This window comes from Amycolatopsis sp. NPDC026612 (genome assembly GCF_040638285.1).
Taxonomy (GTDB): domain Bacteria; phylum Actinomycetota; class Actinomycetes; order Mycobacteriales; family Pseudonocardiaceae; genus Amycolatopsis.
The window spans coordinates 86,256-112,716 of sequence record NZ_JBEZYB010000012.1; the positions used below are offsets into that span (position 1 = coordinate 86,256).

Genomic DNA, 26,461 nt, shown 5'->3' on the forward strand with positions numbered 1-26,461 from the left:
CAGGTCATCACGGGTGATTGAGAATCGGAACCGGTGGGTAGCAAACCGGATATCCCCCAAGGAGGTGAACGCGTGGAAGACCTGGGATCGGACGGATGGCGGTACCGCGGCACGATTTCGCCACGGACGTTGCCGAGCCTGCGCCGGCACCTGGTGTCCTGGTTGCGGCGGCGGGCCGGCCGGGAGGTCGGGCGGCAGGCCGACGACGTCGTGCTGGCGTGCTGGGAAGCGATGGCCAACGTGCTCGGCCACGCGTACCACGGCCGCCCGGGCCTGATCGACGTCCGCGCCCGGATCGATCAGGACGTGCTGATCGTCACCGTCGCCGACCAGGGCCGGTGGGAGACGCCGGCGGAGCGCACGGACGGCGGCCGCGGCCTGCGCCTGATCCAGGCCCTCGTCGACGGGCTCGACCTCCGCACGACCGACGGTGGCACCGTCATCACGCTCACCTGGCCGTTCCCGGCTCGCCACAGCGCCTGACCACTCAGCCGGGGGAGCCGGCCGAGGACAGTTCTTCGACGAACCGGGTCGCGACGTCCCGGAGCTTCACGTTGGTGTGCTGGGATTCCGCGACGAGCCGCTTCATGGCGTCGTCGGCGCTGATCCGGTGCACGGCCATCAGGATGCCTTTGGCCTGCTCGATCACCGCCCGCGACTGCATCGCCGCTTCGAGCCCGGCGGCCCGCTGCCGGGCCCTGTGGTAGCGCCGCGTCGTGCGCAGCCCGAACGAGACGACCGTGGTGAACAGGTGCAGCAGCTGCGAATCGGTCTCCGCGAAGCCGTGGTCGCCGTAGCCGAAGAGGTTCAGCGCCCCGGAAAGGTGTTCGTCGACGCGCAGCGGCGCCGCGAGGTAGCTGCCCACCCCGAGTTCGTGGGCGCGTGCGGTGAACTCCGGCCACCTCGTCCCCGCCGTGGCGAGCGGCACCCGGACGATTTCGCCGCTCTCCGCGGCTTCCAGGCATGGACCCGCGCCGGCCGCGTACTGGGCCCGGTCGATCTCGACGGCGCGCTCGTCGGTGAAGGCCGCGGTCGTCGGCTCGTCGTCCCCGATCGAGGTGATGCTGGCCATGTCGGCGCCGGGGATGGCGCGAACGGCCTCGGCGCAGACGGCCTCGAGGATCTCGGCTTCGGCGGGTTCGGTCTCCAGCGCACCGGTGAGGTCCGCCATGGCGGCGGTCAGCTCGTCGAGGTGCTCGGACAGGATCGGCTCACCGGTCACTCAGGTCATCTCCGTCCCGGACGCTGCGGCAGACGTACCGCTGCTGCTTCAACGGAACGGCAAAACCTTACCCGCGGTCGGTGCGTTCTCCGCAACACCGGGAAGAGGGGGCGGTGGCTCCGGCCCGGCGCTCGCTGCTGAACGTCGTGGGTTGGGCGCCGGGGCCACCTCGCGACGGGCGCAGCACAACCCACCCCACGGCCGTCGCTGCCGCCCGCTTACCCCGTGGACCGGCGGTCAACCGTCAGCGGATCATGACCTTCACAACCTGCGTGAGCCCCGACACCCGCAACACGCGGTCGAGCAGCCGCGGCGCCGCCAGCCGCACGTCGTGCTCGCCGGCCCGGTCGAACAGGACCGCGACGCCGGCGCTGTCGAGGTAGGTCACCCCGGTGAGGTCCACGGTGACGGCGGTTCCCCGCGCCAGCTCGCGGTCCAGCGCGGCCCCGAACTCCGCGGCGTTGCTCATGTCGATCTCACCCGTGACGGTCAGGACCCGGTCGCCGTCGTCGCCCAGGCCGCTGACCAGCGTGAGTGCCGTCGTCACGAACCGATCCTCCATTCCAGCGTGACGGTGGTCCCGGTGGCGTCGTGCCGGAAGGTGACCGCGTCGGCCAGCGCTTCCATCATCGGCACGCCGCGGCCGCGCAGCACGTGGTTGTCCGGCGGCGGCTGCTTCCAGCGGCCCCGGTCGGTCACCGTGACGACCAGGTGCGCGCCGGTGAGCCGGGCCGCCAGGTGCGCGGTCGTCCCGGCGCCGCCGAGGTAGGCGTGCTCGACGGCGTTGGCGCAGGCCTCGCCCGCCGCGACGAGCACGTCCTGGGCGAGGTCCGGGTCGAGCTCCGCGTTGGCCAGCCACGCGCGCAGCCAGTGGCGGGTCGAGGCGAGGTGGTCCGGATCGGCCGCGAAGTCCAGGTCCAGCGCGGGCACTGACCGGCGGTAGAGCAGCAGCGCGACGTCGTCCTCGTAGCCGTCCACCGGGCGGAGCCGGTCCATCAGGGTGGCCGCCAAGGCGCCCAGTTCGTCGTCCGCCGTGTCGTGGGCGGCCGTGGTCGCCCGGTCCATGCCCTCGTCGAGCGACTCGTGGCGGCGTTCCACGAGGCCGTCGGTGTAGAGCATCAGCAGCGAGCCGATCGGCACGACCGCCGTGGCTTCCGGACGGGCCGCCGGTACGCGGACGGCGAGCGGCACGCTGCCGCCCTCGTCCAGGAACTGCGCCGTGCCGTCGCGGTGCACGAGGGTGGCGGGCGGGTGCCCGGCACTGCTGTAGGTGAGCGTGCCGGTCACGGGGTCGAGGACGCCGCAGAAGACGGTGGTGCACAGGGCGCCCGGCAGCCGCCCGGCGAAGCGGTCGAGCGCGGTGAGCGTGTGCGCCGGGCTGCTGGCCTCCAGCAGCAGCGCACGGCAGGCGCTGCGCAGCTGGCCCATCACCGCGGCCGCCGCGAGGCCCCGGCCGACGCAGTCGCCGACGACGATGCCGATCCGGTCGTCGGCCAGTGCGATGACGTCGTACCAGTCGCCGCCGACCTCCAGGGGCGGGTTCGCGGGCTCGTAGCGCACCGCGAAGCCGTCGGGGAGCCGGGCGGGGCCGAGGATCGAGCGCTGGAGGGCGAGGGCGACCTCCCGCTGCCGGTCGTCGCGGTGGGCGCGGCGCAGGGCGTGCGCGAGCGTCCCGGCCAGCAACGCCAGCAGCGTCCGGTCTTCGGTGCCGAGGGGGAGGCCCGGCGCGGGCTCGACCCAGAGCGTCAGCCGGCCGCCGGGGTGGTCGACGGTGGTGCCCGCGCCGCCCTCCGCCGGGGTCGCGTGCAACGCCGGGAGCGAACCGATGCGGACGAGGGTCTCGCGCAGCGACGCGGCGAGGTCCGCCCAGCGCCGGTCGCGGGGATCGGTGGAGGCGAGTTCCGGTTCGCCGTCCCGCGGCCAGGTCACCGCGAGGACGCGCTGGGCGTCCCACAGGTCGCACAGCAGGTCCAGCCCGGCGCGGAGCACCTCCGCGACCCCGCTGATCCCGGCGAGGCGCTGGTTCATCGAAGCGAGCGCGGTTTCGCGCTGCACGGCGTAACGCTCGGTCGTGACGTCGCGGACCGTGCCGACCACTCGGCGGCGGCCCTCGTCGTCGTGCAGCTCGTTGTAGGCGATCGCGGCCCACACCCGGTGCCCGTCGCGGTGCCGCAGCGGCAGCACGAAGCTGCCGGCGGGCTCGTCCCACGCGCGGGCGAAGGCCTCGGAGACCTGGCGGTGCGCGCCGGGTTCGGTGGCCTCGTCCGGCCACCACGGGAACGGCGGGTCGTAGGGCAGGCCGCCGGTGCCGAAGCCCAGCAGCTCGGTGAACGCCGCGTTCATCTCCACGACCCGCCCGTCGGCGTCGCAGACGAAGAAGCCCTCCTGCAGCGACTCGATCATCGCCGCCCGCCACCGGGCGTGCTGCGTCCGCAGTCTCGCCAGCTGCACGGTCGTGCGGACCCGGGCCAGCAGTTCCCGCGCCGAGAACGGCTTCACGAGGTAGTCGTCGGCCCCGGCGGCCAGCCCGTCGACGGCGGCCTCCTGGCCGGCCCTCGCGGACAGCAGCAGCACGGGTACGGCTGCGGTCCGCGGGTCGGCGCGCAGCTCGGCGAGCAGGCCCAGGCCGTCCAGCCGCGGCATCATGACGTCGCTGATGATCAGCTCGGGCGGCTCGGCGCACGCGGCGGCGAACGCCTCGACGCCGTCGAGCACCGCGGTCACCGCGTAGTCGTCGCGCAACAGCCGGACGAGGTAGTCGCGCATGTCGGCGTTGTCGTCGGCGACCAGCACGCGGGCGCCCGCGGCCCCGGCGGGCGCCGTCCGGCCGTCCGGGTCGCCGTCCGGCAGCCAGCGCAGGGCTTCCTGCACGTACGGTTCCGCGGATTCCGCGGCGAACCCCCCGGTCGAGGCTTCCTCGACGACGTGTTCGGCGGGCAGGTGCCGCGTGCCCAGCGGCACCCGGACCCGGAACGTCGTCCCGGCACCCGGGGTGCTCTCCACGGCGACGCTGCCGCCGTGCATGCCGATGAGCTCGCGCACCAGCGCCAGGCCGATCCCGCTGCCTTCGTTCGACCGCGCCCGCGCCGACGGGATCCGGTGGAACCGCTCGAACAGGCGCGGCAGCTCGGCGGCGTCGATCCCGATCCCGGTGTCGGACACGGCGACCACGGCGTGCCCGTCGGCGAGCGTGCTCGTCACCCGGATCGCGCCGTCGAAGGTGTACTTGACCGCGTTGGACAGCAGGTTGAAGACGACCTTCTCCCACATCCCGCGATCGACGTGCACCGCTTCGCCCGCCGGGCGGCAGTCGACTTCGAAGGCCAGCCCGGCCCGCTCGACGGCGGCGCGGAAGACGCTCGCCAGTTCCGCCGTGAACGCGCCCAGGTCCACCGGTTCGAAGCGTGCCTGCATCCGGCCGGCCTCGATCCGGGAGAAGTCGAGCAGGTTGTTCACCAGCCGTCCCAGCCGCAGCGCGTTGCGGTGGATGACTTCGACCTCTTCCCGCACCCGCTCGCCGGCGTCGGCGAGCGCTTCCCGCAGCTCCGCGGCGGGCCCCAGGATCAGGGTGAGCGGGGTGCGGAACTCGTGGCTGATGTTGGCGAAGAACGTGGTCTTCGCCGCGTCCAGCGCGGCCAGCTCCTCGGCGCGCTGCTGCTGGGCCTGGTACGCGATCGCGCCGTTGACCAGCGCCGTCGTCTGCTGGGCGACCAGCCCGAGGAACGTCCGGTAGGACTCGTCGAGCGCGCGCCCCGCGCTCGCCGCCAGCACGATGACGCCGATGGCCGCGTCCCCGGCGTCGCCCGGCAGCGGCAGGACCAGCACCTCGGTGGGCGGCGTCGACCAGCCGCCCCGGGGCAGCTCGCCGAACGCCTCGCCGGACACCGTCCGCGCGGCTCCGTCGGCGAGCACCTCCTGCAACGGCCAGGCGGCCGCGTCGCCCACGCCTTCGCCGCCGGGGGTGACGGCCGCGAGCGCCAGTTCGCCGTCGCCGTCACGAACGTGGATGGCGGCGTAGGGGACGTCGGCGCCCGCCCGCCCCAGCACGTCGGCGACCAGTTCGCAGGCCTCGGCCACGGTCCGGGCGACGTCGGCCCGGGCGCCGAGCTCGCGCAGCGTCGCCAGCCGGCGTTCGCCGATCACGCGCTCGGTCGTGTCGGTGACCGCGGTGAACACCGCCCGCACGACGCCCTCGTCGTCGTGCACCGGGCTGTAGGAGTACGTCCAGTACGTCTCTTCCCAGTACCCGTGCCGGTTCATCGGCAGCAGCAGGTCCTCCGACCAGGTCGCCTCGCCGGTGGCCATCACGCCGTCGAGCATCGGGCCGATGATGTGCCAGATCTCGCCCCAGACCTCGGCACCCGGTTTGTCCAGCGCGGGGTGCTTGGTGCCCAGCAGCGGCAGGTACGCGTCGTTGTAGAGGAACCGCAGCTGCGGTCCCCACCAGACGATCATGGGGAAGCGGGAGGTCAGGCAGATCCGGATCGCCGTCGTCAGGCTCGGCGGCCAGTCCCGTGGTTCGCCGAGCGAGGACGACGCCCAGTCGAAGTCCCGCATCCGGGCGGCCATCCGGCTGGTCCCGGGAAACACGGCGCGGTGGCCGGCCTCTTCCCCGACGCTCATCACACTCCAGGTTCACGCGGCCCGGCCCGAGCGTACTAGGCCGTGGAGCGGTCTGCCGGACGTACGGACTTCACGCGCGCGGGTGAGCGGACCACCGGGTCGTCGGTCTGCCGTCGGAGTCAGTCCAGCGCGGCTTCGCCGGTCAGCCACGTCATGGTGACCGTCGTGCCGTCGTCGCGGTGCACCTGGGCGCTGTGGTCGGCGATGCTGTCGATGAGCAGCAGGCCGCGGCCCCGCAGCCCGTTCGTCGCCGACGGCGGCCGCCAGGTGCCGTAGTCGGTGACCGTCACGGTCAGCCGCCCGGACAGCGCTTCGGCCCGGACGTCGACCGGGCCCGGTTCTCCCGCGGGATAGGCGTGCTCGGCGGCGTTGGCCATCGCTTCGTAGCCGGCGAGGACGATGTCTTCACGCCGTTCTGAGCTCAGGGGGAGCGTGGCCAGCCACCGGCCCAGTGCCGCACGCAGCCGCGGCAGCCGGTCGGCCACCGCGGCCGTGCGCTGGTGGAACGTCACGGGGGTGGCGGGCGCGCCCGGGGGGAGGGGGTCCGTCATGAAGCGTCCTCTCCGCGGTGGTGCACGTGGATGACGGCGATGTCGTCGTCGTGCCGGCCGCGCGTCAGGTCGTCGACGAGCTTGTCCCACGCCTTGCCGAGATCGGCCGCGGTCAGCACACCCGGGATACCCGCCAGCAGCCATTCGATGCCCAGAGTCAGGTCTCGAGTGCGGCTTTCGACCAAACCGTCGGTGTAGAGGATCAGATCGGCGCCGGGCGGGAATCCGGCGGTGCGCTGCGGGAACTTCGAGCCGACGCCCAGCGGCTGCGCCAGTGCCTCGCCGATCTGCTCGGGCGCCTCGCCCGGGCGGACCAGGATCGCCGGCAGGTGGCCGGCGTTCGCGTAGACCAGCGTGCCGTCGGCCGGCCGGTGAACCGCGTAGAAGCACGTCACGAAGCTTTCGCCGAACAGCCCGACCGTCAGTTCGGAGACGTTGCGCAGGACCTCCGACGGGGGCAGCTCCAGCAGGGCGTAACTGCGGATGGCCGTCCGGACCTGGCCCATCACCGTCGCGGCGGTGACTCCGTGGCCGGCGACGTCGCCGATGACGAACGCGGTGGCGTCCGAGGGCAGCCGGATCACGTCGAACCAGTCGCCGCCGACCTTGCTCCCGGTGGCCGCGGGCAGGTAGCGGGTGAACACGTCGAGGCCCGGGGTGGGCGGGGCGACCGGCAGCATGCTGCGGGACAGTTCCGTGGCGAGGCTGCGCTCGCGGTCGTAGAGCCGGGCGTTGTCCAGCGCGATGGCCGTGTAGCCGGCGATGCCCTCGGCGAGGTAGGCGTGGCGCGGGGTGAACCGGTCCGGCTCGGGGTGGCCGAAGAAGAACCCGCCGAGCACCTCCCCGGAGGTCGGGCTGAGCACCGAGACGGCCAGGTAGCTGCACACCGGCAGGTGCCCCTCGGGCATCCCGTGGTGGGGCGCGTTCTTCCCGAAGCGCGGGTCCTTCGTGATGTCGGGGCTGCGGACGGTCCCGGCGCCGTCGAAGGTCGGCGCGAACACTTCGGTGTTGCGCGGCATCGGGAACCGGGCGAACGCCTCTCTCGGCACGCCCGAAATCGTGTACAGCGTGTACGACTCGCCGAACTCGTCGATCAGGTTGTAGAAGAACGCGCCGAAGCCGGCTCCGGTCGCTTTCGTGGCCGCGTCGGTCGCGTCCTGCACGATCCGGTCGATGTCGAGCTGCGCGGTCAGTTCGCGGCCGATGGCGTGCAGCGCGTCGAGGAGCGCGGCTTCGCCCTGCAACTGCCGGACGGTGCGGGCCAGGTTCGCGGTGGCGGCCTCGATGGCGCCGGCGATGGCCGAGGGCAGCTCGCCGGTCTCCCGGGTCGTGTAGACCAATGCGCCGTGTTCGCCGCCGGCGATGGCGATCGCGCGGGTGATGTCCTGGCCCGGCACCAGGTCCGCGAGGACCGTGCGGTCGGTCACGGCGATCGCGACGTGGTCGCCGAGGACCGCCCGCGCTTCCGCCGGCTCAAGCGGGCGGACCGCGGTGGCCGCCGGGGCGCTGTCGCCGTCGACGAAGGTCCGGCGGACGGCGTCGAGCACCGCGTCGAACTCCGGCCCGGACGGCATCAGGGGACCAGCGCGTCGGACAGCGACGGGTAGATGGCCAGTTCGTCGGCCAGCCGGGTCAGTTCCAGCGGGCGCAGGGTGATCCGGCCGCTGGCCACCACCCGCAGCGGCGCGGAAGCGGTGGGCCCGCGGTGGGCCCGGATGAGTTCGGCCATGCCCGCCGAGGCCAGGAAGGTGACGCCGGTGAGGTCGATGACGAGCATCGTGGGCTGCAACTGCGCCGCACGCTCGGCCAACCGGCGCAGTTTCGGGGCGAGCGCGAGATCGAGGGCGCCGTCGACGCGCAACACCGCCGTGCCGTCCCGGTTCTCCAGCGCCACCGAGCCCGCGGACCCGGCGGCCTCGCCGCGGGATGAGTCCCAGGTCACGTCCCTTTCGTGCATGAGGTCCATCCTGCCTGCTCGCAGGCGCCGCCGAAAGCAGAGGGCGTGCTGACACGGCGGCGAGCCGCCCGGGCAGGCATGATTGACAGCGGTTGAGCAGACAGCCTTCGTGATCACGCGTGCCCGCCGGACGTTCCGGCGGTGCTTGCCGAAGGCGGGAGAATCGCCATGACCGAGCACACCCGAACCGACAGCTCGACCACAGCTCTGCCGTTCGGGGAATTCCGGATCGGCCGGGTCCAGCAGGAGGAGGCGGTCGTCGTCGAAGTCGCCGGAGACGTGGACACGACCACCGCACCGGCTCTGGTGCGCGCCGCGGACGAAGCGCTGGCGGAGCAGCCGCCGGTGCTGGTGGTCGACCTGAGCCGCGTCGAGTTCCTCGCCTCACCGGGCCTGACCGCGTTGCTGACGATCCACCGCAACGCCGGAGCCGGCACCGCCGTGCGGATCGTCGCGGCCGGCCGGGCCACCCTGCGCCCGATCCAGCTGACCGGGCTCGAGGAGAGCCTTTCGCTGTTCCCGACCCGGGATGCGGCGCTGGCCGCTTCCTGACCCGTGCCGTCCCGGCCGCCTCAGCCGCCGGCCGGGACGCTCCGGCGCTGGATGGCCAGCAGGGCGACGTCGTCCTGGGCCGCCCGGCTGCCGATCATCGCGGCCATGGTCTGCGCGCACACGCGCTCGGGCTCCCCGGCGCGCACCGTCGCCGCCAGCAGGTCCATGCCGACGTCCACCGGCTGGTCCCGCCGCTCGACCAGGCCGTCGGTGTAGAACACGAGCACCCCCTCCGGCGGCAGGCCGACCACGGTGGTGCGTCGTTCGGGCACGCCGATGGTCAGCCCGATCGGGGGATCCGGGGGCGCGTCCACCAGCCGGCCCGCCTCGCCGGGCAGGGCGAGCACCGGGGGCAGGTGCCCCGCGAGGGACAGCGTCAGCGCCTCGCGGCTCGGGCCGATGATCCCGTAGGCCACCGTCGCCATCGCGCCGTGCTCGAAGTGGTTGGCCTTGCGGTCGAGCTTGGCGAGCACCTCGGCGGGGCTTTCGCAGTCGAGGGCGTAGGCGCGCAGGGCACTGCGCAGCCGTCCCATGATCACGGCCGCGTCGAGGCCGTGGCCGGAGACATCGCCCATCACCACGCCGAGCCGGTCGCCCGGCAGGGCGAACAGGTCGTACCAGTCGCCACCGAGCCCGGTCTCCGCACCGGGCACGTACCGGGCGCCGAAGGCCAGGCCGGGCACCTCGGGGAGGCTGCTGGGCAGCAGGCTGCGCTGCAGCGCCATCGTGGCGGTGCGGTTCTCCTCCAGCGCCTCCACCTGGACCGCCATGGCCAGGCGGTCGGCGAGCAGCTGCATCGTGGCCACTTCGGGCTCGCCGAACTGCCTGGTCGTCACGGAGCCGATGTGCAGCACGCCGACGAGCTCGTTCCCGGCGATCATGGGCACGCCCAGCATGGAGCGCAGCCCGCGTTCCCACAGCAGGGAATTCACGACGGTGGATTCGTCGACGTGGTCGAGGATGACGGGGGCTCGTTCGAGCGCGACCCGGCCGGCGAACCCGCTGCCCATCGGGACCTGCACGCCCTGGTGGACTTCCTCTTCGATGCCGGCCGCCGCGAAGGCCACGAGCTGACGGCCGTTGGCCTGGTACCGCAGCACGGTCGCGGTGTCGACTCCCATGGCCTCGCGCAGGCGCCGCAACGTCTCGGTGAGCAGCTCGGTCAGGCCGAGGTGTTCGGCCGGGGTACCGATGATCTTTTCCAGCTGCTGCAGCCGGTCGTGGGCGTCGAGGCTTCGCGACATGGATCGACCCTAGCCCGCAACTCCTTTGCCTGCCTAACCATCCCGGGTTTCGACGGCGGGTGTCGCGGGGTAACCCCGCAGTCGTGAACGTCGACTTGGAGTGGGTGGGCGTGCTGCGGCACGGCCAGAGCACCGGCAACGTGGCCCGGGAAGAGGCGGAGTCGGCAGGCGCCGACGTGATCGACATCGCCGAGCGCGACGCCGACGTGCCGCTGACGGACCTGGGGCGCGAACAGGCGGAGGCCGCGGGGAAGTTCCTGGCGGACCGCCCGCCGGACGTCGTGATCACCTCCACCTACCGCCGGGCCTGGGACACCGCCCGGCTCGCCGCGCCGGAAGGCGTGCCGATCGTGCCCGACGAACGGCTGCGCGACCGCGAACTCGGCGTGCTGGACCTGCTGACCTCGCACGGCGTGAACGAACGGTGGCCCGACGAGCTGCGGCGCAAGCGGCGGCTCGGCAAGTTCTACTACCGGCCGCCGGGCGGGGAGTCCTGGGCGGACGTCGTGCTGCGCCTGCGATCCCTGCTGACCGAGCTGAGCGTGGAACACGCCGGAAAGCGCGTTCTGCTGGCCGCGCACGAGATGACCGTCTTCGCCCTGCGCTACCTGCTCGAAGGGCTGCCCGAACCCGACCTGCTGCGTGCCGCCGACGCCACCGAGGTCCCGAACGGCTCGGTGACCAGCTGGGAGCGCGACTCCGACGGCGGCTTCACGATGGTGCTGGCCCAGGAAGTCGGCCACCTGCGAGCCACCGACACCCCACCGACGGCGGACGACGATGCAGCGCACCAGCTCTCCTGAGCCGGCCCCGATCAGCCCGGCCCTGTTGCGGGACTGGCGGATCGGCGCCGAAGACCGCGGCACCGTGCTCGTCGTCGGCGGCGCCCGGACGGTGCCGGGGGCCCCGGCGCTGTCCGGGACCGCCGCCCTGCGCGCCGGAGCCGGCACGCTGCAGGTGGCGGTCGCCGAACGGCACGCGACGGCCCTCGGCGTCTCGGTGCCCGAGTCGTCGGTCGTCGGGCTGCCGGAGACCCCGGCCGGGGCGATCGCCGCCGACGCCGTCGACCGGCTGGCCGAGGTGCTGCCCGGCGCCGGCACCGTCGTGGTCGGCCCCGGCCTCACCGGCGCCGAGGAGACCGAGGAGCTGCTGCGGCGCCTGGTGCCCGCCATCGCCCCGGACGCGCGGGTGGTGCTCGACGCCTTCGCGCTCGGCGCGCTGAGCCGGGACCCGGCGCTCGCCGAACCCTTGGCGGACCGGCTCCTGCTCACCCCGAACCGGGTCGAAGCCGCGTACCTCGACGGCTGCGAAGAAAAGGACGTCGACGACCTGGAGACGGCGGTGCGGATCGCCGCGCGCTACCGCGGTGTGGTGCTGCTCATGGGCGTGGTCGCCGAGCCGGGTGGCCGCACCTGGCGCGACGGCAGCGGGCACGTCGGGCTGGCCACGTCCGGCAGCGGTGACGTGCTGGCCGGGCTCACCGGCGGATTCCTCGCCCGCGGCGCGGGCGTCGACCAGGCGGCCTGCTGGGCGACGCACGTCCACGCCGTCGCCGGCCAGCGGCTGATCCCCGACACCGGGAGCACCGGCCTGCTGGCGCGCGAACTGGTGGCGCAGATCCCGCGCGTCATCGCCGAGCTGGAGCGCTGAGCGTCACCGCTGGGCCTCACCGCTGGGTGGTGGGCCGCACGACGATCTCGTTGACGTCCACGCCTTCCGGCTGCCCGATCGCGTAGGAGACAGCGCCGGCGATCGCGTCCGCCGGGAGGGTCACCGCGCGGTAGGCGCGCATCGCCTCCTGCGCGCCGGGGTCGGTGATGGTGTCGGCCAGCTCGGACTCGGTGACGCCGGGACAAATCGTCGTGACGCGGATGCGGGGATCGGCTTCCAGGCGCAGGCCTTCGGTGATCGCCCGGGCCGCGTACTTGGTGCCGCAGTAGACCGCGGCCGTCGGCACCACCTCGTGCGCGCCGGTGGAGGCAATCGTCACGAAGTGCCCGCCGCCGTGGCGCCGGAAGTGCGGCAGGACGGCTGCGATCCCGTGCAGCAGGCCGCGGACGTTGACGTCGATCATCCGGTCCCACTCGTCGATGTGCAGCGAGTCCAAACGCGACAACGGCATCACACCCGCGTTGCTGACGAAGACGTCGATCCGGCCGTGCGCCTCGACGGCGGCGTCGGCGAACGCGGTGACGTCCGCGCGGTCGGTGACGTCGAGGCGGCGCACGTCGGCGGTGCCGCCGGCGTCGTGGATCTCCTTCGCCAGCGCGGTCAGCCGGTCTTCGCGCCGAGCGCCCAGCACGACGTGGTGGCCTTCGCGGGCCAGGCGCAGCGCCGTGGCGCGCCCGATGCCGCTGCCGGCTCCGGTGACGAGGACGATTTTCACGGGGTTCCTTCCGGGAAGTCGGCGGCGAGGGTGGTCTCGTGCCAGGTGTCGAAGGTGGCGCGGAGGGTCTCGAGCCGGGCCGTGGCGATGTCGTAGGCGGCCCGGCCGAGGAGCAGGCGCAGCGGGGGTTCGGCGCTGCCGACCGCGGTGAGGATCGCTTCGGCCGCGCGCGCCGGATCGCCCGGCTGCCTGCCGTAGGTCGCGAGCGTCGCCTCCCGGCGGGCGCCCGCGGTCTCGGCGTAGTCGTCGATGTGGATCGCCGACTGCCGCATCGAGGGACCGGACCAGTTGGTGCGGAACGCGGCGGGCTCCACGATGGTCACCTTGATGCCCAGCGGTGCCACTTCCGCGGCCAGGGACTCGGACAGCCCTTCCACGGCGAACTTCGTCGCGTGGTAGTAGCCGGTGGCGCCGAAGGCGGCCAGGCCGCCGAGCGACGACACGGTGACGATGTGGCCGCTGCGGCGCGCCCGCATGCCGGGCAGGACCGCGCGGGTGACGTCGGCGAGGCCGAACACGTTGGTGTCGAACAGCTTCCGGATCTCTTCGTCCTCGCCTTCTTCGACCGCGGCGAGGTAGCCGTAGCCCGCGTTGCCGACCAGGACGTCGATCCGGCCGAACTCCGCTTCGGCCCGCTTCACGGCGTCGACGACCTGGGCGTGCTCGGTGACGTCGAGCGGCAGGGCCAGCGCGCGGTCGCCGTGGCGATCGACGAGGTCGGCGACCCGTGCCGGATCGCGGGCGGTGACGACCGCGCGCAGCCCGCGGTCGAGCACGGATTCGGCCAGTGCGCGGCCGAGGCCGGTGGAGCAGCCGGTGAGGAACCAGACCGCGGTTTCGGGTGTGACAGGGTTTTCGGGCACGGCGAAGTACTCCGTCCATTGTGGATGGTTCAGAAGGGTTTCAGGAAGCGGCGAGACTGCCCAGCAGGGCCAGTGCCGCTTCGGACGGGCTGCCCGGCTCGGCTTGGTAGACGATCAGCTGCTGGCCAGGGGCGCTGTTGACGGTCAGCGCCTCGTAGCTCAGTTCCAGCTCGCCGACCAGCCGGTGGTGGAACCGCTTGGTTTCGTGGGTCTTCTGCCGGATGTCGTGGCGCGCCCACAACCGGCGGAAGTCCGCGCTCTTGACCGACAGCTCGCCGACGGTGTCGATGAGCTGCGGGTCGTCGGGATCGATCCCGGCGGCTGCCCGCAGGCCGCCGACCGTGTTGACCGCGACGCGCTCCCAGTCCGGGTAGAACTCGCGGGCGTCCGGGTCCAGGAACACCAGCCGGACCAGGTCGCCGCTGTGGGCATGGCCGTCGAACAACGCCTGGCCCAGCGCGTTGTGCGCGAGCACGTCGAGACAGCGGCCGAGCACGAGCGCGGGCGTGTCCGGCCAGCCGTCCATCAGGCGCAGCAGGTTCGGGCTGACCCGCTCGCGCCGCCGGGCGCGCCGGCGGCCGCCCGGTACCGGACGGGCCAGCCGGTGCAGGTGGGCAGCGGCGTCGTCGTCGAGCGCGAGCCCGCGGGCGAGCGCGTCGACCACCTGCGCCGACGGATTCCGCTCCCGGCCCTGCTCGAGCCGGATGTAGTAGTCGGTGCTGACCCCGGCCAGCACCGCCACCTCTTCGCGGCGCAGGCCCGCGACCCGGCGCGCCCCACCCGGCGGAAGGCCGAGTTCCTCCGGCCCCACCTGGGCACGGCGGGCCCGGAGGAACTCCCCGAGAGTGTTGTCCGCGGCCATGATCCGAGGCTAACCCGGATCCGCGCCGGGTGGGTGGCCGCGCCGCACCCACCCTCAGGCCAGCCGGACCGGCTCCTCGTCGGCGTCCGGCCGCAGCAGCGTCGCCGTGGCCGTGCGCCCGTCGACGTCCAGCGTCATCACCGCGTTCCCGAAGTGGGGCCCGGACACGCAGTGCCACGACAGCGGCGCGGGCGGGACCCCGGCGCGGCGGGCCAGCCCCTCGCTCACCCGGGTGAGGCGCCGCGACCAGCCGGCCCGGAACAGCCGGTTCATGTACCACGGCACGGTGTTGTGCACCGGTGAGCAGGTCAGCTGGTGGACCGGCGCCGCGGTGCCGCCGGGGAACGACGCCTTCGCCACGTAGGCGTGGTGCACGTCCCCCGAGAGCACGCTGACCGACGCGGCGCCTTCGTCGGCGACGCGGGCGATGAGCTTCCCCAGCCGCTCGAACGACGCGCGGAACGCCGGCCAGTGCTCCAGGTCCACCAGCTGCCGGAGGAACTCGCTGACCTGCCCGACGACCCCGGGCCGGGCGCAGAGGCGCTCGTTGACCGACTGCGCGGCCGACAGCGCGGTGGGCAGCAGCCACGGCAGCGACGTGCCGATCAGCAGGTGGTCGAACTCGCCGGACGCCTGTTCCTCGATCCAGCGGAACTCCTCCTCGCCCACCATCGCGCGGGTGCCGCCGGCGAGGATCCGCCCGGCCCGGGAGTCGATCACCAGCAGCCGGACCGGGCCGAAGTCGCGCCGGTAGGACCACCGGGTGCCCTTGGCGCCGTCGGCTTCCCGGTCGGCCCGGTCGGCGAACGCGCGCAGCAGCCCGGCGTTGTCCTCGCCCGAGGTGACCACGCGCTGGTAGAGGTCGTCTTCGGCCAGCTCGTGGGGCCCCAGGTTGCCGAGGTGCTGGTAGACCCAGTACGAGACCAGCGCGCCGCGGATCCGCTCCGGCCACCACGAAGTCCGGGCCATCTTCGCGCGCCAGGCCTGCGAAGTGTTCCAGTCGTCGCGGACGTCGTGGTCGTCGAAGATCATCGACGTCGGCACGGTGGACAGCAGCCAGCGGACCGCCGGCTCGCACCAGGCCTCGAAGTACAGGTGGCAGTACTCCTCGAAGTCGGCGACCTCGTTGCCCGGTGGCTTCGCGGTGTCCCGCCGGGTGGCGAGCCATTCCTGCGTCGCGTCGGTGGTCTCGTCGGCGTAGACCTGATCGCCCAGCAGCAACAGCGATTCCGGCCACTCGGCCTCGTCGAGAGCGGCCATCCGGTGGGCGTAGGCGGCGAGCGCGTCCGGGCCCAGCGCGTCCTGCTCCCGCGGTTTGCGGCAGGACCCGAACACCAGGCGGAACCGCGGGTCGCCGGGCTCCAGCGTCCGGATGCGGCTCGGCGGCAGGTCACCGCCGGGTTCGGGCCAGACGACGTCGCCGTCGAGCCGCACCTCGTACGGCGTGCTCCGCCCGGGTTCGAGCCCGGTGAGCACGACCAGCGCGTAGTGGTGGCCGGCGACCTCGAACGTCCGGGCGGCGGCGGCACCGACGCCCACTTCGCACGGGCCGTCGGTCTCGACCCAGATCGTCGCCGAAGTGGCGTCGACGTGCCGCAGCAGCGGGCCCAGCAGCAGCTCGGTCATCCGCGAATCCTGTCAGAAGCCCGCCGTCGCGGCCGATCGGTGCGGCGGTTCGAAAATTCCCGAAACGTTTCGATAATCGTTGACCGCCTGGGCCTGGCGACGAACCATCGGCGGAGCTCCTCTCCTGCCCCCGGAAAGGAATTCCTCGAGTGCGAAGACTTCTCACTGCCCTTTCGGCCGCCGTGCTGGCGATCGCCGCCGCGATCGTGTTGGTCGTGGCGGCGCAGCCGGCGTCCGCGGCCACGTTGACCCGGGTCACCGACTTCGGCAGCAACCCCAGCAACCTCAACATGTACACCTACGTCCCCGACCGGGTCGCCGCGCGCCCGGCGCTCCTGGTGGCCGTCCACTACTGCACCGGCTCGGCGTCGGCGGTCTTCAACGGCTACGCCCACGACTACGTCACCGCGGCCGACCAGTACGGGTACGTCATCGTGTTCCCGGAAGCCACGCGCAGCGGGCAGTGCTTCGACGTCTCCTCGCCGCAGGCCCTCACCCGCGGCGGCGGCAGCGACCCCGTCGGCATCCTGTCGATGGTCAACTGGGCCAAGCAGCGCTACAACGTCGACCCGGCCCGGGTGTTCGTCACCGGGTTCTCCTCGGGCGCGATGATGACGAACGTGCTCGCCGCGGAGTACCCGGACGTGTTCGCCGCCGGCTCGGCGTTCATGGGCGTGCCCGCCGGCTGCTTCGGCACCACCGACGGGTCCAGCTGGAACAGCCAGTGCGCCAACGGCCAGATCTCCAAGACCCCGCAGCAGTGGGGCGACCAGGCTCGCCAGATGAGCGGCGGCCGCAGCGGCCCGTACCCGCGGATGCAGCTGTGGCACGGCACCGCCGACGACACGCTGCGCTACCCGAACTTCGGCGAAGAGATCAAGCAGTGGACGAACCTGCAGGGGCTGAGCCAGACCCCGTCGTCGACCGATTCGCCCCAGTCCGGCTGGACGCGCACCCGGTACGGCGCCACCGGCACGCAGGCGCCGGTGGAGGGTATCAGCGTCCAAGGAGCCGGGCACGCCCTGCCGCAGAGCGGGATGGTGCCGTACGCGATCGCGTTCCTCGGCCTGAACAGCGGCGGTTCGACCACGACGACGCCGGCCACCACGACGACGTCCTCCACCCCGCCCGCCGGCAGCACCTTGGGTGGCGCGGCGGCCCGGATCGGGCGCTACTTCGGCACGGCGGTTTCGGCGAGCAAGCTGTCGGACAGCGTCTACACCGGCATCCTGAGCCGCGAGTTCTCCATGATCACCCCGGAGAACGAGATGAAGATCGACGCGACCGAGCCGAACCAGAACCAGTTCAGCTACGGCAACGCCGACCGGATAGTCAGCCAGGCGACCAGCCAGGGCGCCCGGATGCGCGGGCACACGCTGGCCTGGTACTCGCAGCAACCCGGCTGGATGCAGAGCATGGAGGGTTCGGCGCTGCGCCAGGCGATGCTGAACCACATCACCCAGGTCGCGACCCACTACCGCGGCAAGATCTACGCCTGGGACGTGGTGAACGAAGCCTTCGCCGACGGCGGTTCCGGCGCCCGGCGCGACTCGAACCTGCAGCGCACGGGCAACGACTGGATCGAGGCGGCGTTCACCGCGGCGCGGGCCGCCGATCCGGGCGCGAAGCTGTGTTACAACGACTACAACACCGACGACTGGAGCCAGGCGAAGACCCAGGCCGTGTACCGCATGGTCCAGGACTTCAAGTCCCGCGGCGTGCCGATCGACTGCGTCGGCTTCCAGTCGCACTTCAACAGCAACAGCCCGGTGCCGTCGAACTACCAGACCACGCTGCAGAACTTCGCGAACCTCGGCGTGGACGTGCAGATCACCGAGCTGGACGTCGAAGGGTCGGGGACCGCGCAGGCGAACAACTTCCGCACGGTCACGCAGGCCTGCCTCGCGGTTTCGCGGTGCACCGGGATGACGGTGTGGGGGATCCGGGACACGGACTCCTGGCGGGCATCCGCCACACCGCTGCTGTTCGACGGCAACGGCTCGAAGAAGGCGGCTTACACGGCGGTGCTCGACGCGCTGAACAACGGCGCACCCCCGGACGGCGGCACGACCACCACCACGCCACCGACGACGACGCCACCGACCACGACCACCCCGCCATCCGGTGGCTGCACCGCGGCGTACGCCAGGACGGCGGAGTGGAACGTCGGCTTCAACGGGCAGATCACGGTGTCCGGGACCGACAACTGGGTGCTCACGGTGACGTTCCACGCACCTCAGAAGGTGATCGGCAGCTGGAACTACACGGGAACGTGGGACAGCACCGGCTACGTGCTGACGGCCAGGTCCAACGGCAGCGGCAACGTCATCGGCTTCACCGTCCAGCACGGCGGAAACCTGACGGACCCGACGGTGACCTGCGCGGCGGGGTGACGGTCGTCCACAGTGGAAGTGGCCACGGTCACAACGACCGCGGCGCACGCCCGAGGCAGTGCGAAAACTGTCGGTGGTGACGGATAGCCTCAACGCATGAACACGGACGACGCGACAGTCCCGGCGCACCAGCTCACCAAGGGCCAGTGGTTCTGGCACGAGCCCGCGCCGGGGCTGCCCGCGTGGCAGCTGCAGGTGAATTCGGCGGAGTTGCTGGAGGATTCCGTCGAAATCTTCACCACGGACGAGGAGCGAGAGCTGGTGTCGTACCCGAGGAATCGGTTGGTCCGCTTGGCCGGGGCGGCTTAAGCGCCGACCCGCGGGCGGCGGTGCTGCGGTGGGCGATCGCGGTATTGCCGGGGGTGCTGCCGGGGGAGAGGGGTTGCTGGTCGGGGACGCTCAGGTGATGGGGCGCGGCCGGCCGCGGTGGCATCGGACTGTGCGGACACGGGCCGTTCGAACGGTTCGGCGGCGGCTTGGCTTTCCGCCTGGTGCGTGGCTGGCCGGCCGCGCCGGCAGGGGATTGCGGCGAGCCGGCGCGCGGTGGGGTGAGTCCGAGAACGATGGGCTGGTTCGCAGGCCTGAGCCGGTGGGTGAGATTCGGCAGGCAGCCGCTGCTTTGGTCGGCTCAAGCCGGGCTTGTGGCCGGGAGGGGCGCCGGGTGCCAGGTCATGCGGACCGTTGTTCCCTCGGGGCCCGTCTCGATCTCGGACTGGTCCGTCACCTGGTCGATCAGCAGCAGGCCTCGGCCGCCGGTGGTGCGGAGGGCCGCTGGGCGGGGGCGGGTGTGGGGGATTCCGCAGCCGGTGTCCGTCACCGTTACCGTCACCGCCTCGGGCGTTCGGTGGGCCTCGAGCTGGGCCCAGCCGTGGCCGTCCGGGTACGCGTGCGCCGCTACGTTCGCCAGTGCTTCGTAGGTGGCCAGGGTGATGTCGTGGGTGTTGTCCGGGGTGAACGGGAACTGGCCCAGCCAGTGGATCAGCTTGCGGCGCAGGCCCGCCATCTCGTTGGGCAGCGCCGGCGCCAGCTCTTCGAACGTCGAGGCGACCACGGCTCCGGCGGCGGTGTGTGCCGGTGCCGTGGTCCCGGCTTGATCGTCTTCGGTCTTGCCGCCCGTGTCCCGGGTGTGGCGATACACGATCCGCTCCCATCCGCCAGCCGTTTCAGCGAGCATCCCTAGGGGGCTACCCGCCGCCACGAAGTCTTACCCGTTGTGCTTTGTCCAATGTCTCGCTACAGTGGAAGCGCTCCTCACGGATGTCGGCCTCTCGGCCGCCCGGAGGCAGTTCCCGGATCCAGGTCTTCGACCTCTGTCCGTCATTTTACAGCCCATTCCAGGCTCATCACCGGCCTCGCCGTTCGTGCGCAGGCCCATCATCACACCAGGAGACCCCCATGTCTTTTCACGGAATGCTCGACCTGTCCGGCAAAACCGCCTTCGTCCGGCCCGGCTACCGGCCGGCGCCCGACGATGTCGCCGTCCCGCTTTCGCTGGTCCGCAAGCACAACCTGCGGCCCGGCGACGAAATCACCGGTACCACCGAACAAATCACCAGCGTCAACGGCGCCGATCCGGACGAACCACGTCCCCGGTTCGACGACCTCGTGCCGGTGCACCCGGACCGGCGGCTGCTGCTCGAAACCACGCCGACGCGGCTGCTGCCCCGCGTGATCGACCTCGTCACCCCGCTCGGCAAGGGGCAGCGCGCCCTGGTCGTTTCGCCGCCGAAAGCCGGGAAAACCACCGTTTTGCAGGAGATCGCCCACGGGCTGTCGGTCAACCACCCGGACTGCCGGCTGCTCGTCCTGCTCGCCGACGAACGTCCCGAAGAAGTCACCGAGCTGAGCCGGACCGTGCGCGGGGAGGTGATCGCGTCCACTTTCGACCGTCCGCCCGCCGAACACGTGGCGGTGGCGGAACTCGCCGTCGAGCGCGCGAAACGCTTGGTGGAGCGCGGGGAAGACGTCGTGCTGCTGCTCGATTCGCTCACCCGCCTCGGCCGTGCGTACAACCTGACGGCACGCCCGTCCGGCCGTACGCTCTCCGGCGGTGTCGACGCGGCCGCGTTGCAGCCGATGAAGCGCATCCTCGGCGCCGCGCGCAACCTCGAGGGCGGTGGATCGCTCACGATCGTCGCGACGGCGCTGGTGGAAACCGGTTCGCTGGCCGACACGGTGTTCTTCGAGGAGCTGAAGAGCACCGGCAACGCCGAACTCAAGCTCGACCGCAAAACCGCCGAGCGACGCGTCTTCCCGGCAGTCGACGTGGCGGCATCCGGCACCCGGCGCGAAGAACTGCTGGTCACCGTGGGTGAACTCGCCGCGATGCGCGAAGTCCGGCGGGCATTGCCGGGCCCCCACGCGATCGAGCAGTTGCTGGAGCAGCTCCGCAGAACCGGCTCCAACGCCGAGTTCCTCTTCCGCGTCACCGGTGCCGCGCTGCCGGAAGCCGCCTGACGCTCAGCTTTCGCGCCGCTCCCGGAGCTCGCCGATCACCTTCTGCCCGACTCCATCGGTTTCCTCGGCGCTGTCCGGCGGTTCGCCCTCGCCGGGGCGGTAGAGGTTGTCCTCCGCGCGGCCGGGGTCCGGGGTGCCGGGCCGCGCGATCTCGGGTTGCTGTTCGTTCGGCTGGGACATTGCGGAGTGGTACCCGCTCCGCGCACCTTCACTCATCGAGGTGGCTGGTAGGGCGTGGTGCTCGGGTAGGACGGCCGTTCCGGACCGCGGTTCAAAGCGGCGACGAGAAAGCCGAACCCGACGACGCTGACGACCAGCGGCGCCGCGCCAGGTGCGCCCGCCCACCAACCGCAGCCGGCGGCGGCCACCAGCCAGGCCACGACGAGGGTGCGCTTCGCCGTGACCGGATACGGCTTCGGCAGTTCCCGGACGGCACTCGCGCCGAGCACGAGCAGCCCTGCCAGCGTCACGAGCAGCACGGTCAAATACACGGGATGTCCTCCTTCGGGGGAGTCGGCCATCTACCCCTCGGCTACCCGCGCCGGCGACCGGGCAAGCCGTGGTCTCGGGCACACCGGCGTACAACGCCGCGCCTCGGCGGCCCCGGCCGGTGCGGAGCGCCCCGAACCGGCGCACAGTGGCGCAGGGTTACCAGCCGCAGCCGACCGCGCTGCAGGCCGACGTCTTCACCGTGCTCCTGGGCGGCCTCGGTCCTGTGGCGGATCCCCGCCTCCCGGCCGCGGTGAACTCCTCAGGTGCCGCGCCCGGTCGTCTTCTGCAGGGCGTCGATCCGCTCGGACGCCTCCGCCTTCGTGAGGTTGTCCGGCACCTCCTCGCCGGCCTCCTGGGCCAGCGTCTGCAGGTACGACTTCTGCGGCCCGGTCATCGGCTCGTCACCGGTGGTCCAGTCGCTCGGGTCCTTCTCCGGGTTCGGTTCGACCTGATCCGTCATGACTCCTCCAATCGAGTTCGATCGAACGTCTGTTCGTCTGGTCCGACTGTAGCGCGCGGGTCCGACAATCGCCGCTCACGTGCCGGCCGGGGGCGTGCTCGGCCCGCCCGCCTCGTGGCCTGCTCGCCCGTGCGTCCGGCGGTCGTCCTTCATCTGCTGTTCGTGCAGGTGACGGCGGCCGCCGGTGAGCGAAGTGAGCAGGTCGCGCTCAAGATCGCGGCACGCTTTGTAGTAGCCGTCGTCGTACTCCTCGACGACCTGGAAAGTCCACCGATCGGGTAATACGTTGAGCCCGATGAGCTCCTCGGAGATCCGCCGCGCCCAGTCGCCGTGCCCGGCCTTCTCGAGCTGCTCCACGGCCTCGCCGAGGGCCAGGTCCGCGCTGCCGGTCAGCTGGTGGAAGGAGTAGAGGTGCCCGCGGGCGCGCTCGATCGTCTCGAGGGCCTCGGTCACCTTGCCGACGGCTTCGACGGTGACGGCGTCAGGGTACTCGTCCATGCGCGAAAAGTGCCCCGTTCCGCGATTTCTACACTTCGCGGAACGGGGCACCGGCCGGCCGTCAGGCCGTGGGGCGCGTGGCTCCCGCGTACTCGCTCATCAGCGGCGAGATCTTGACGACGTCGCCGCTCGTCGGCGCGTGCACCATCTTGCCGTCGCCGATGTACATCCCGATGTGGGACACGGGGGAGTAGTAGGCGACCAGGTCGCCGGGCTGCAGCTGGCTGCGCGACACGGGGGTGCCGAATCCGGCCTGTGCCGCGGAGTTCCGCGGCAGGGTGATCCCGGCCTGCTTGTACGCCCACTGCATGAGGCCGGAGCAGTCGAACGTGCCCGGCCCGGTGGCGCCCCAGACGTAGGCGCTCCCGAGCTTGCTCAGCGCCGCGTCGACCGCTTTCTGGGCCGCCGCGCTGGGCGCCTTGACGGTCGGCGCCGCACCGCCGGTGTCCTTCTGGGCGGCCTTGTCCGCGGTGCTGAGGGTCCGGCTCTGCGCCTCGATCTGGTCGATCTGACCCTGCAGGCCCTTCTTCTTGGCCTCGATGTCCGAGGCCAGTTTCGCCGCCGCGTCACGGGCGTCCTGCGCCCGCTTCGCCGCGTCGGCGGCCGACTTTTCGGCTGCCGTGGCCTTGCCGGCGGCGTCGCCGAGGTTGTCCATCGCGGCGTTCTTGTCGGTCGCGATGACCTCGAGCGCCGCCGAGCGGTCCAGGAAGTCCTGGGTGGACGTTCCGGCCAGCAGCGCCGACAGCTTGTTCATCTGGACGCCGCTGGTGAACGACGCGCCGGCGAACTTGTCCACTTCGGACTGGTACTTCCGCTTCGCCTCGATGGCCTGGGCGCCGGCGTTCTTGGCGGCCGTGACGTCGGCGTTGGCCTTGTCGAGCTGGCCCTGCTTCGCGGTCAGGTCGTCCTGGGCCCGGAGCAGGTCCTCGTTGAGCTTTTCCGCCTGTGCCGCGAGATCGCGGTACTTGGCGAGGGCGTCCGACCCGGTGGGCGGCGCCTGGAGGGCGGGGATGGGGGCGGCGGTGGCCATCGGCTGGGCCATGGTGACGACAGTGATCACCGAGGCTGCGGCGAGGGCACCTGACACCACGCGCTTGACGGGATGCGAACGCATTCTCGCGCGGGTCTCCTTTGCTGATCGGCCGCCGACGGGTACCGGGACGGCGAGTCGGGGGCCTCGCCCGTGCCCGGAGCGCGCTCGACCGCAACAGGAAGAGCGCGCGATGGGGTCCGGTACCCGGCAGGGGGGTATCGGCGGCGATCTCGCGTCGCCGTCTCGTGACGACCGGGGGCCGCGAGATCTCGAACAGGTTACGAAACGAGCACGAAGACGTCCAGGGCGAGCCGTTCAAAACTCTGCGTGACGCTGTCTTACACGGCTGGACCAGGAAGAACGCGCGAAGGATGTGTCAGGGATTACAGGCCGTCATCGGCCGCGCGAGGACGCTGCCGCGGGCCTGCCGAACCCGATGACGGCCGGTGCGGTGACGGCGGCCGGCTCGGTCCGCCGTCCGGTTTGTACGTCCCTTGTATCCGGCCGGGTGATCCTCATGGCCGTAGACATTCCGACTTGTGGAGGACCACGATGTTCACGAAGGCCGCCGTGCTCACGGCGCTCACCGCCGCTGCGTTCGCCGTGGCCGCACCGGCTCAGGCCGAGACTGCGGCCACCACAGTGCTGCCCGGCGCCAACATGGAGGCCGTGCTGAAGGCGGCCCAGATCGACCCGCGCCGCGCCGACGACACCCTGACCCCGGGTGCGCACGACAGCGTCCTGCTCGTCGAGCAGGCGCTGGAGGCGAAGGGCCTGCTGGCGAGCCAGTACGTCGACGGCTACTTCGGTACCACGACGATCACGGCGTACTCGCAGTACCAGAAGTCGTTGGGCTACACCGGTCTCGACGCGTCCGGCCTGCCGGGCAAGACGTCGCTGGAGAAGCTGGGCGAAGGCCGGTACACGGTCACGAACCCGGTTTCGGCCGGCAGCCAGGTGACCTACCACGGCAAGACCCTCAACACCCGCACCAAGGCGATGCTCGTTGCGGCGGAAGGAAAAGCGGGCTTCCAGGTCGCCCTGACGCAGGGTTCGTACAACCCCGGCGGCGTCGACGCATCGGCCGGGACGCACGACGGTGGTGGCGCGATGGACATCTCGGTGTCCGGCATGTCGTCGACCAACCGGAACACCCTGCTGAAGGCGCTGCGCAACGTCGGGTTCGCGGCCTGGTACCGCACGCCGGCGGAGGGCTTCGACTACCACATCCACGCGGAGGCGATCTCCGACCCGGACCTGTCTTCGGGTGCGCAGCACCAGACCGGCGACTACTACCTGGGCATGAACGGCCTCGCCGGTCGCGGCGCGGACGACGGCCCGCAGGTCGCGAAGGTGACCTGGGAGGAGTACCAGCGCGGCTGATGCCGGGCGCGCGCCCGGCCGTGGTGGCACGGCCGGGCGCACCGGTGGTTTGATCGAAGGACCAACGATTTGGGGGTGCTTCGATGCCGCACAAGGCATTTCGGTTCGGTGTGGTCGCGGGAGCGGCCGAAGGCGGCGCGAAGTGGCTCGCGACCGCCCGCCGCGCCGAAGAACTCGGCTATTCGACGCTGTTGTGCTCGGACGACCTGAACCGGCCGACGCCGACCGCGGCGCTCGCGGCCGCCGCCGCGGCGACGACCGGCCTGCGGGTCGGCTCGTTCGTCCTGTCCGGCCCGTTGCGCACCCCGCGGTCGGCCGCCTGGGAAGCGCACAGCCTGGCCGTCGTCACCGGCGGCCGGTTCGAGCTCGGCCTCGGCACGGGCCGGCCGGGATCGCGGCAGCAGGCCGAAGAACTCGGGCTGCCGTACGGCTCCGGGCAGGAGCGCCTCGACTCGATCTCCGAGACCGTCGACCACGTTCGCCGGCTCGACGGCGACGCGCACACGCCGGTGATGATCGCCGCGGGCGGGCCGAAGGCGCGGCACCTGGCGGGAGCGAAGGCCGACATCGTCGCGCTCGCCGGCAGCCCGCTGACCACCCGCGAGGAAATGGCGCAGTACGTCGGGGAAATCCGCGCGGCGGCCGGTGCCCGCGACGTCGAACTGGCGTTGCACATCTGGGTCTTCGGCGAGCAGGTGCCGCCGTGGATCAGCCAGTCCACGGGGTTCGACACCGAGACGCTCGCCGAGCACGACTCGCTGGCCATGCTCCGCGGCAGCGTCGACGACATGGCCGCGGAGCTCGAACGGCGCCGCGAAGAACTCGGCGTCTCCTACGTCAGCGTCGACGGCGCGTTCATCGAGGAGTTCGCCCCGCTGGTGGACCGGCTGTCGGGGAAGTGAGCGTCGCGGGGTCGGTGTTGGCGCCACAGAGCACGACGGCGACCCGCTCGCCCGGCGCGGGCCGGTAGGCGCCGGCGAGCAGGGCGGCGAACGCCGTCGCCCCGCCGGGTTCGACGGCGAGGCGGTAGCGGTCCCACAGCGCCGCCCTGGCTTTGCCGATCATGGCGTCGTCCACCAGCACCGAGCCCGCGTTCGTGCGGGTGGCGACCGCGAAGGCGATGTCGCCGAGCCGGGTCGCGCCCAGCGAGTCGGCGGCGATCCCGGAGACCTCGACGGAGACGGGTGCCCCGGCGGCCAGCGCCGCGTTCAGCGTCGGGATCGTGCGCGGCTCGACGCCGACGACACGCGCCCGGCCCTCGACCGCGGCGGCGACTCCGGCCAGCAGCCCGCCGCCGCCGACCGCGACGAGGATCGTGTCCAGCCCACCGGTCTGCGCCAGGAGCTCGAGGCCGAGGGTGCCCTGTCCGGCGCAGATGTCCGGCTGGTCGTAGGCGTGGCAGAAGAGCGCGCCGGAGTCCGCCGCGTGCTTCACGGCCGCGTCGTAGGCGTCCGCGTACTTCTCGCCGACCAGGTCCACCGCCGCACCGAGTTGCCGCAGTTTCGCCACCTTCACGGCGGGAGCGGTCGCCGGGACGTAGACCCGCGCCGGAACGCCGAACTCCCGGGCGGCGTGGGCGACGGCGAGACCGGCGTTGCCGCCCGAAGCGGCCACGACCGCGGAATGCTCGCCCGCGGCGAGGATCCGGTTGAAGGCGCCGCGGGCCTTGAACGACCCGGTGTGCTGCAGCTGCTCCAGCTTGAACCACACGCCGTCGTCCGCGGCGAACACCGGTGTCCGGCGGATCCGGCCCTCGATGCGCGCGGCCGCCCGTTCCACATCCGCAGTGCTGATCATGTCCTCAGCATGCAGGCGGACCGCCGTAAGCACCAGCGACGTCTCCTATGCTCGCGTTAGCA

At 72.1% G+C, this 26,461-nt stretch carries 27 protein-coding genes; 9 read left to right on the forward strand and 18 right to left on the reverse strand.

The window, feature by feature from the left end:
* Nucleotides 1-72 precede the first annotated feature (72 nt).
* Nucleotides 73-483, forward strand: coding sequence for an ATP-binding protein (locus AB0F15_RS14950; RefSeq protein ID WP_360270154.1), 411 nt, complete (start codon nucleotides 73-75; stop codon nucleotides 481-483).
* 4 nt (nucleotides 484-487) lie between these two features.
* On the opposite strand, the gene AB0F15_RS14955 is transcribed toward AB0F15_RS14950, so the two are convergent.
* The 6 genes from AB0F15_RS14955 to AB0F15_RS14980 form a co-directional block, all read right to left on the reverse strand.
* A complete protein-coding gene (locus AB0F15_RS14955; RefSeq protein WP_360270156.1) occupies nucleotides 488-1,222 on the reverse strand; it encodes a GAF and ANTAR domain-containing protein in 735 nt (244 codons plus the stop codon).
* Between the two features lie 244 nt (nucleotides 1,223-1,466).
* Entirely contained in the window at nucleotides 1,467-1,769 is a 303-nt protein-coding gene (locus AB0F15_RS14960) for an STAS domain-containing protein (RefSeq protein WP_360270158.1), read from the reverse strand.
* Complete coding sequence (locus tag AB0F15_RS14965) at nucleotides 1,766-5,845, reverse strand: SpoIIE family protein phosphatase (RefSeq protein ID WP_360270160.1); 4,080 nt, start codon at nucleotides 5,843-5,845, stop codon at nucleotides 1,766-1,768. Before AB0F15_RS14965 ends, AB0F15_RS14960 begins: the two co-directional genes overlap by 4 nt.
* A gap of 119 nt (nucleotides 5,846-5,964) precedes the next feature.
* The gene (locus AB0F15_RS14970; RefSeq protein WP_360270162.1) at nucleotides 5,965-6,396 is read right to left on the reverse strand and encodes an ATP-binding protein; all 432 of its coding nucleotides are present in this window, start codon (nucleotides 6,394-6,396) and stop codon (nucleotides 5,965-5,967) included.
* A complete protein-coding gene (locus AB0F15_RS14975) occupies nucleotides 6,393-7,970 on the reverse strand; it encodes a GAF domain-containing SpoIIE family protein phosphatase (protein ID WP_360270163.1) in 1,578 nt (525 codons plus the stop codon). The genes AB0F15_RS14970 and AB0F15_RS14975 overlap by 4 nt, the downstream gene beginning before the upstream one ends.
* A complete protein-coding gene (locus tag AB0F15_RS14980) occupies nucleotides 7,970-8,353 on the reverse strand; it encodes an STAS domain-containing protein (protein WP_360270165.1) in 384 nt (127 codons plus the stop codon). Before AB0F15_RS14980 ends, AB0F15_RS14975 begins: the two co-directional genes overlap by 1 nt.
* 168 nt (nucleotides 8,354-8,521) lie before the next feature.
* Here AB0F15_RS14980 and AB0F15_RS14985 point away from each other — a divergent pair, with 168 nt between their 5' ends.
* Nucleotides 8,522-8,905, forward strand: coding sequence for an STAS domain-containing protein (locus AB0F15_RS14985; protein WP_360270166.1), 384 nt, complete (start codon nucleotides 8,522-8,524; stop codon nucleotides 8,903-8,905).
* Between the two features lie 20 nt (nucleotides 8,906-8,925).
* Here AB0F15_RS14985 and AB0F15_RS14990 read toward each other — a convergent pair whose 3' ends face one another.
* A complete protein-coding gene (locus AB0F15_RS14990; RefSeq protein ID WP_360270167.1) occupies nucleotides 8,926-10,149 on the reverse strand; it encodes a GAF domain-containing SpoIIE family protein phosphatase in 1,224 nt (407 codons plus the stop codon).
* Between the two features lie 83 nt (nucleotides 10,150-10,232).
* On the opposite strand from AB0F15_RS14990, the gene AB0F15_RS14995 reads away from it, so the two are divergent.
* Nucleotides 10,233-10,952, forward strand: coding sequence for a histidine phosphatase family protein (locus AB0F15_RS14995; RefSeq protein ID WP_360270169.1), 720 nt, complete (start codon nucleotides 10,233-10,235; stop codon nucleotides 10,950-10,952).
* Nucleotides 10,930-11,799 (forward strand): NAD(P)H-hydrate dehydratase, encoded by an 870-nt coding sequence (locus AB0F15_RS15000; RefSeq protein ID WP_360270171.1) that lies wholly within the window; start codon nucleotides 10,930-10,932, stop codon nucleotides 11,797-11,799. The genes AB0F15_RS14995 and AB0F15_RS15000 overlap by 23 nt, the downstream gene beginning before the upstream one ends.
* Nucleotides 11,800-11,815: 16 nt before the next feature.
* Here AB0F15_RS15000 and AB0F15_RS15005 read toward each other — a convergent pair whose 3' ends face one another.
* From AB0F15_RS15005 to AB0F15_RS15020, 4 genes are read right to left on the reverse strand one after another with little or no spacing between them, the layout of a single operon-like run.
* On the reverse strand, nucleotides 11,816-12,535 hold the full coding sequence (locus tag AB0F15_RS15005) for an SDR family oxidoreductase (protein WP_360270173.1): 720 nt from the start codon (nucleotides 12,533-12,535) through the stop codon (nucleotides 11,816-11,818).
* Nucleotides 12,532-13,398: an oxidoreductase gene (locus tag AB0F15_RS15010; RefSeq protein ID WP_360270175.1), complete on the reverse strand. Its 867-nt coding sequence runs from the start codon at nucleotides 13,396-13,398 to the stop codon at nucleotides 12,532-12,534. Before AB0F15_RS15010 ends, AB0F15_RS15005 begins: the two co-directional genes overlap by 4 nt.
* Before the next feature lie 40 nt (nucleotides 13,399-13,438).
* Nucleotides 13,439-14,260 (reverse strand): helix-turn-helix transcriptional regulator, encoded by an 822-nt coding sequence (locus AB0F15_RS15015; protein ID WP_360270177.1) that lies wholly within the window; start codon nucleotides 14,258-14,260, stop codon nucleotides 13,439-13,441.
* A 54-nt stretch (nucleotides 14,261-14,314) separates the two neighbouring features.
* On the reverse strand, nucleotides 14,315-15,886 hold the full coding sequence (locus tag AB0F15_RS15020) for an alkaline phosphatase D family protein (RefSeq protein WP_360270178.1): 1,572 nt from the start codon (nucleotides 15,884-15,886) through the stop codon (nucleotides 14,315-14,317).
* 149 nt (nucleotides 15,887-16,035) lie between these two features.
* Between AB0F15_RS15020 and AB0F15_RS15025 the strand changes: the two genes are divergently transcribed.
* Both AB0F15_RS15025 and AB0F15_RS15030 read left to right on the forward strand, forming a co-directional pair.
* The gene (locus AB0F15_RS15025) at nucleotides 16,036-18,279 is read left to right on the forward strand and encodes a PHB depolymerase family esterase (RefSeq protein ID WP_360270179.1); all 2,244 of its coding nucleotides are present in this window, start codon (nucleotides 16,036-16,038) and stop codon (nucleotides 18,277-18,279) included.
* Between the two features lie 96 nt (nucleotides 18,280-18,375).
* Nucleotides 18,376-18,588 carry a hypothetical protein gene (locus AB0F15_RS15030; protein ID WP_093953761.1) on the forward strand — a complete coding sequence of 71 codons (213 nt, stop codon included), beginning with the start codon at nucleotides 18,376-18,378 and terminating at the stop codon, nucleotides 18,586-18,588.
* 319 nt (nucleotides 18,589-18,907) lie between these two features.
* On the opposite strand, the gene AB0F15_RS15035 is transcribed toward AB0F15_RS15030, so the two are convergent.
* Entirely contained in the window at nucleotides 18,908-19,417 is a 510-nt protein-coding gene (locus AB0F15_RS15035) for an ATP-binding protein (protein ID WP_360270181.1), read from the reverse strand.
* A gap of 257 nt (nucleotides 19,418-19,674) precedes the next feature.
* Here AB0F15_RS15035 and rho point away from each other — a divergent pair, with 257 nt between their 5' ends.
* Nucleotides 19,675-20,736 (forward strand): transcription termination factor Rho, encoded by a 1,062-nt coding sequence (gene rho, locus AB0F15_RS15040; protein WP_360270183.1) that lies wholly within the window; start codon nucleotides 19,675-19,677, stop codon nucleotides 20,734-20,736.
* A gap of 3 nt (nucleotides 20,737-20,739) precedes the next feature.
* On the opposite strand, the gene AB0F15_RS15045 is transcribed toward rho, so the two are convergent.
* From AB0F15_RS15045 to AB0F15_RS15065, 5 genes are all read right to left on the reverse strand, one after another.
* Nucleotides 20,740-20,916, reverse strand: a complete 177-nt coding sequence (locus tag AB0F15_RS15045; protein ID WP_360270185.1) for a hypothetical protein — start codon at nucleotides 20,914-20,916, stop codon at nucleotides 20,740-20,742.
* Nucleotides 20,917-20,948: 32 nt separating this feature from the next.
* Entirely contained in the window at nucleotides 20,949-21,227 is a 279-nt protein-coding gene (locus AB0F15_RS15050) for a hypothetical protein (protein ID WP_360270187.1), read from the reverse strand.
* A gap of 260 nt (nucleotides 21,228-21,487) precedes the next feature.
* Nucleotides 21,488-21,688, reverse strand: coding sequence for a DUF3072 domain-containing protein (locus tag AB0F15_RS15055; protein ID WP_013227672.1), 201 nt, complete (start codon nucleotides 21,686-21,688; stop codon nucleotides 21,488-21,490).
* A gap of 75 nt (nucleotides 21,689-21,763) precedes the next feature.
* Nucleotides 21,764-22,186 carry a hypothetical protein gene (locus tag AB0F15_RS15060; protein ID WP_360270188.1) on the reverse strand — a complete coding sequence of 141 codons (423 nt, stop codon included), beginning with the start codon at nucleotides 22,184-22,186 and terminating at the stop codon, nucleotides 21,764-21,766.
* 61 nt (nucleotides 22,187-22,247) lie between these two features.
* Nucleotides 22,248-23,300 carry an NlpC/P60 family protein gene (locus AB0F15_RS15065; RefSeq protein ID WP_360270190.1) on the reverse strand — a complete coding sequence of 351 codons (1,053 nt, stop codon included), beginning with the start codon at nucleotides 23,298-23,300 and terminating at the stop codon, nucleotides 22,248-22,250.
* A 471-nt stretch (nucleotides 23,301-23,771) separates the two neighbouring features.
* Between AB0F15_RS15065 and AB0F15_RS15070 the strand changes: the two genes are divergently transcribed.
* Together AB0F15_RS15070 and AB0F15_RS15075 are read left to right on the forward strand one after the other, a co-directional pair.
* Entirely contained in the window at nucleotides 23,772-24,602 is an 831-nt protein-coding gene (locus tag AB0F15_RS15070; protein ID WP_360270192.1) for a peptidoglycan-binding protein, read from the forward strand.
* Between the two features lie 83 nt (nucleotides 24,603-24,685).
* Complete coding sequence (locus tag AB0F15_RS15075) at nucleotides 24,686-25,504, forward strand: LLM class flavin-dependent oxidoreductase (protein ID WP_360270194.1); 819 nt, start codon at nucleotides 24,686-24,688, stop codon at nucleotides 25,502-25,504.
* Here AB0F15_RS15075 and AB0F15_RS15080 read toward each other — a convergent pair.
* Nucleotides 25,458-26,399: a threonine/serine dehydratase gene (locus AB0F15_RS15080; protein ID WP_360270196.1), complete on the reverse strand. Its 942-nt coding sequence runs from the start codon at nucleotides 26,397-26,399 to the stop codon at nucleotides 25,458-25,460. The genes AB0F15_RS15075 and AB0F15_RS15080 overlap by 47 nt on opposite strands.
* Nucleotides 26,400-26,461 lie beyond the last annotated feature (62 nt).

What these genes read in the sequence shown, in the direction of transcription:
- AB0F15_RS14965 (WP_360270160.1), bottom strand. Translation starts at nt 5,845, where the DNA reads ATGAGCGTCGGGGAAGAGGCCGGCCACCGCGCCGTGTTTCCCGGGACC.
- AB0F15_RS14970 (WP_360270162.1), bottom strand. Translation starts at nt 6,396, where the DNA reads ATGACGGACCCCCTCCCCCCGGGCGCGCCCGCCACCCCCGTGACGTTC.
- AB0F15_RS14975 (WP_360270163.1), bottom strand. Translation starts at nt 7,970, where the DNA reads ATGCCGTCCGGGCCGGAGTTCGACGCGGTGCTCGACGCCGTCCGCCGG.
- AB0F15_RS14980 (WP_360270165.1), bottom strand. Translation starts at nt 8,353, where the DNA reads ATGCACGAAAGGGACGTGACCTGGGACTCATCCCGCGGCGAGGCCGCC.
- AB0F15_RS14985 (WP_360270166.1), top strand. Translation starts at nt 8,522, where the DNA reads ATGACCGAGCACACCCGAACCGACAGCTCGACCACAGCTCTGCCGTTC.
- AB0F15_RS14990 (WP_360270167.1), bottom strand. Translation starts at nt 10,149, where the DNA reads ATGTCGCGAAGCCTCGACGCCCACGACCGGCTGCAGCAGCTGGAAAAG.
- AB0F15_RS15000 (WP_360270171.1), top strand. Translation starts at nt 10,930, where the DNA reads ATGCAGCGCACCAGCTCTCCTGAGCCGGCCCCGATCAGCCCGGCCCTG.
- AB0F15_RS15015 (WP_360270177.1), bottom strand. Translation starts at nt 14,260, where the DNA reads ATGGCCGCGGACAACACTCTCGGGGAGTTCCTCCGGGCCCGCCGTGCC.
- AB0F15_RS15020 (WP_360270178.1), bottom strand. Translation starts at nt 15,886, where the DNA reads ATGACCGAGCTGCTGCTGGGCCCGCTGCTGCGGCACGTCGACGCCACT.
- AB0F15_RS15030 (WP_093953761.1), top strand. Translation starts at nt 18,376, where the DNA reads ATGAACACGGACGACGCGACAGTCCCGGCGCACCAGCTCACCAAGGGC.
- rho (WP_360270183.1), top strand. Translation starts at nt 19,675, where the DNA reads ATGTCTTTTCACGGAATGCTCGACCTGTCCGGCAAAACCGCCTTCGTC.
- AB0F15_RS15045 (WP_360270185.1), bottom strand. Translation starts at nt 20,916, where the DNA reads ATGTCCCAGCCGAACGAACAGCAACCCGAGATCGCGCGGCCCGGCACC.
- AB0F15_RS15055 (WP_013227672.1), bottom strand. Translation starts at nt 21,688, where the DNA reads ATGACGGATCAGGTCGAACCGAACCCGGAGAAGGACCCGAGCGACTGG.
- AB0F15_RS15060 (WP_360270188.1), bottom strand. Translation starts at nt 22,186, where the DNA reads ATGGACGAGTACCCTGACGCCGTCACCGTCGAAGCCGTCGGCAAGGTG.
- AB0F15_RS15065 (WP_360270190.1), bottom strand. Translation starts at nt 23,300, where the DNA reads ATGCGTTCGCATCCCGTCAAGCGCGTGGTGTCAGGTGCCCTCGCCGCA.
- AB0F15_RS15070 (WP_360270192.1), top strand. Translation starts at nt 23,772, where the DNA reads ATGTTCACGAAGGCCGCCGTGCTCACGGCGCTCACCGCCGCTGCGTTC.
- AB0F15_RS15075 (WP_360270194.1), top strand. Translation starts at nt 24,686, where the DNA reads ATGCCGCACAAGGCATTTCGGTTCGGTGTGGTCGCGGGAGCGGCCGAA.
- AB0F15_RS15080 (WP_360270196.1), bottom strand. Translation starts at nt 26,399, where the DNA reads ATGATCAGCACTGCGGATGTGGAACGGGCGGCCGCGCGCATCGAGGGC.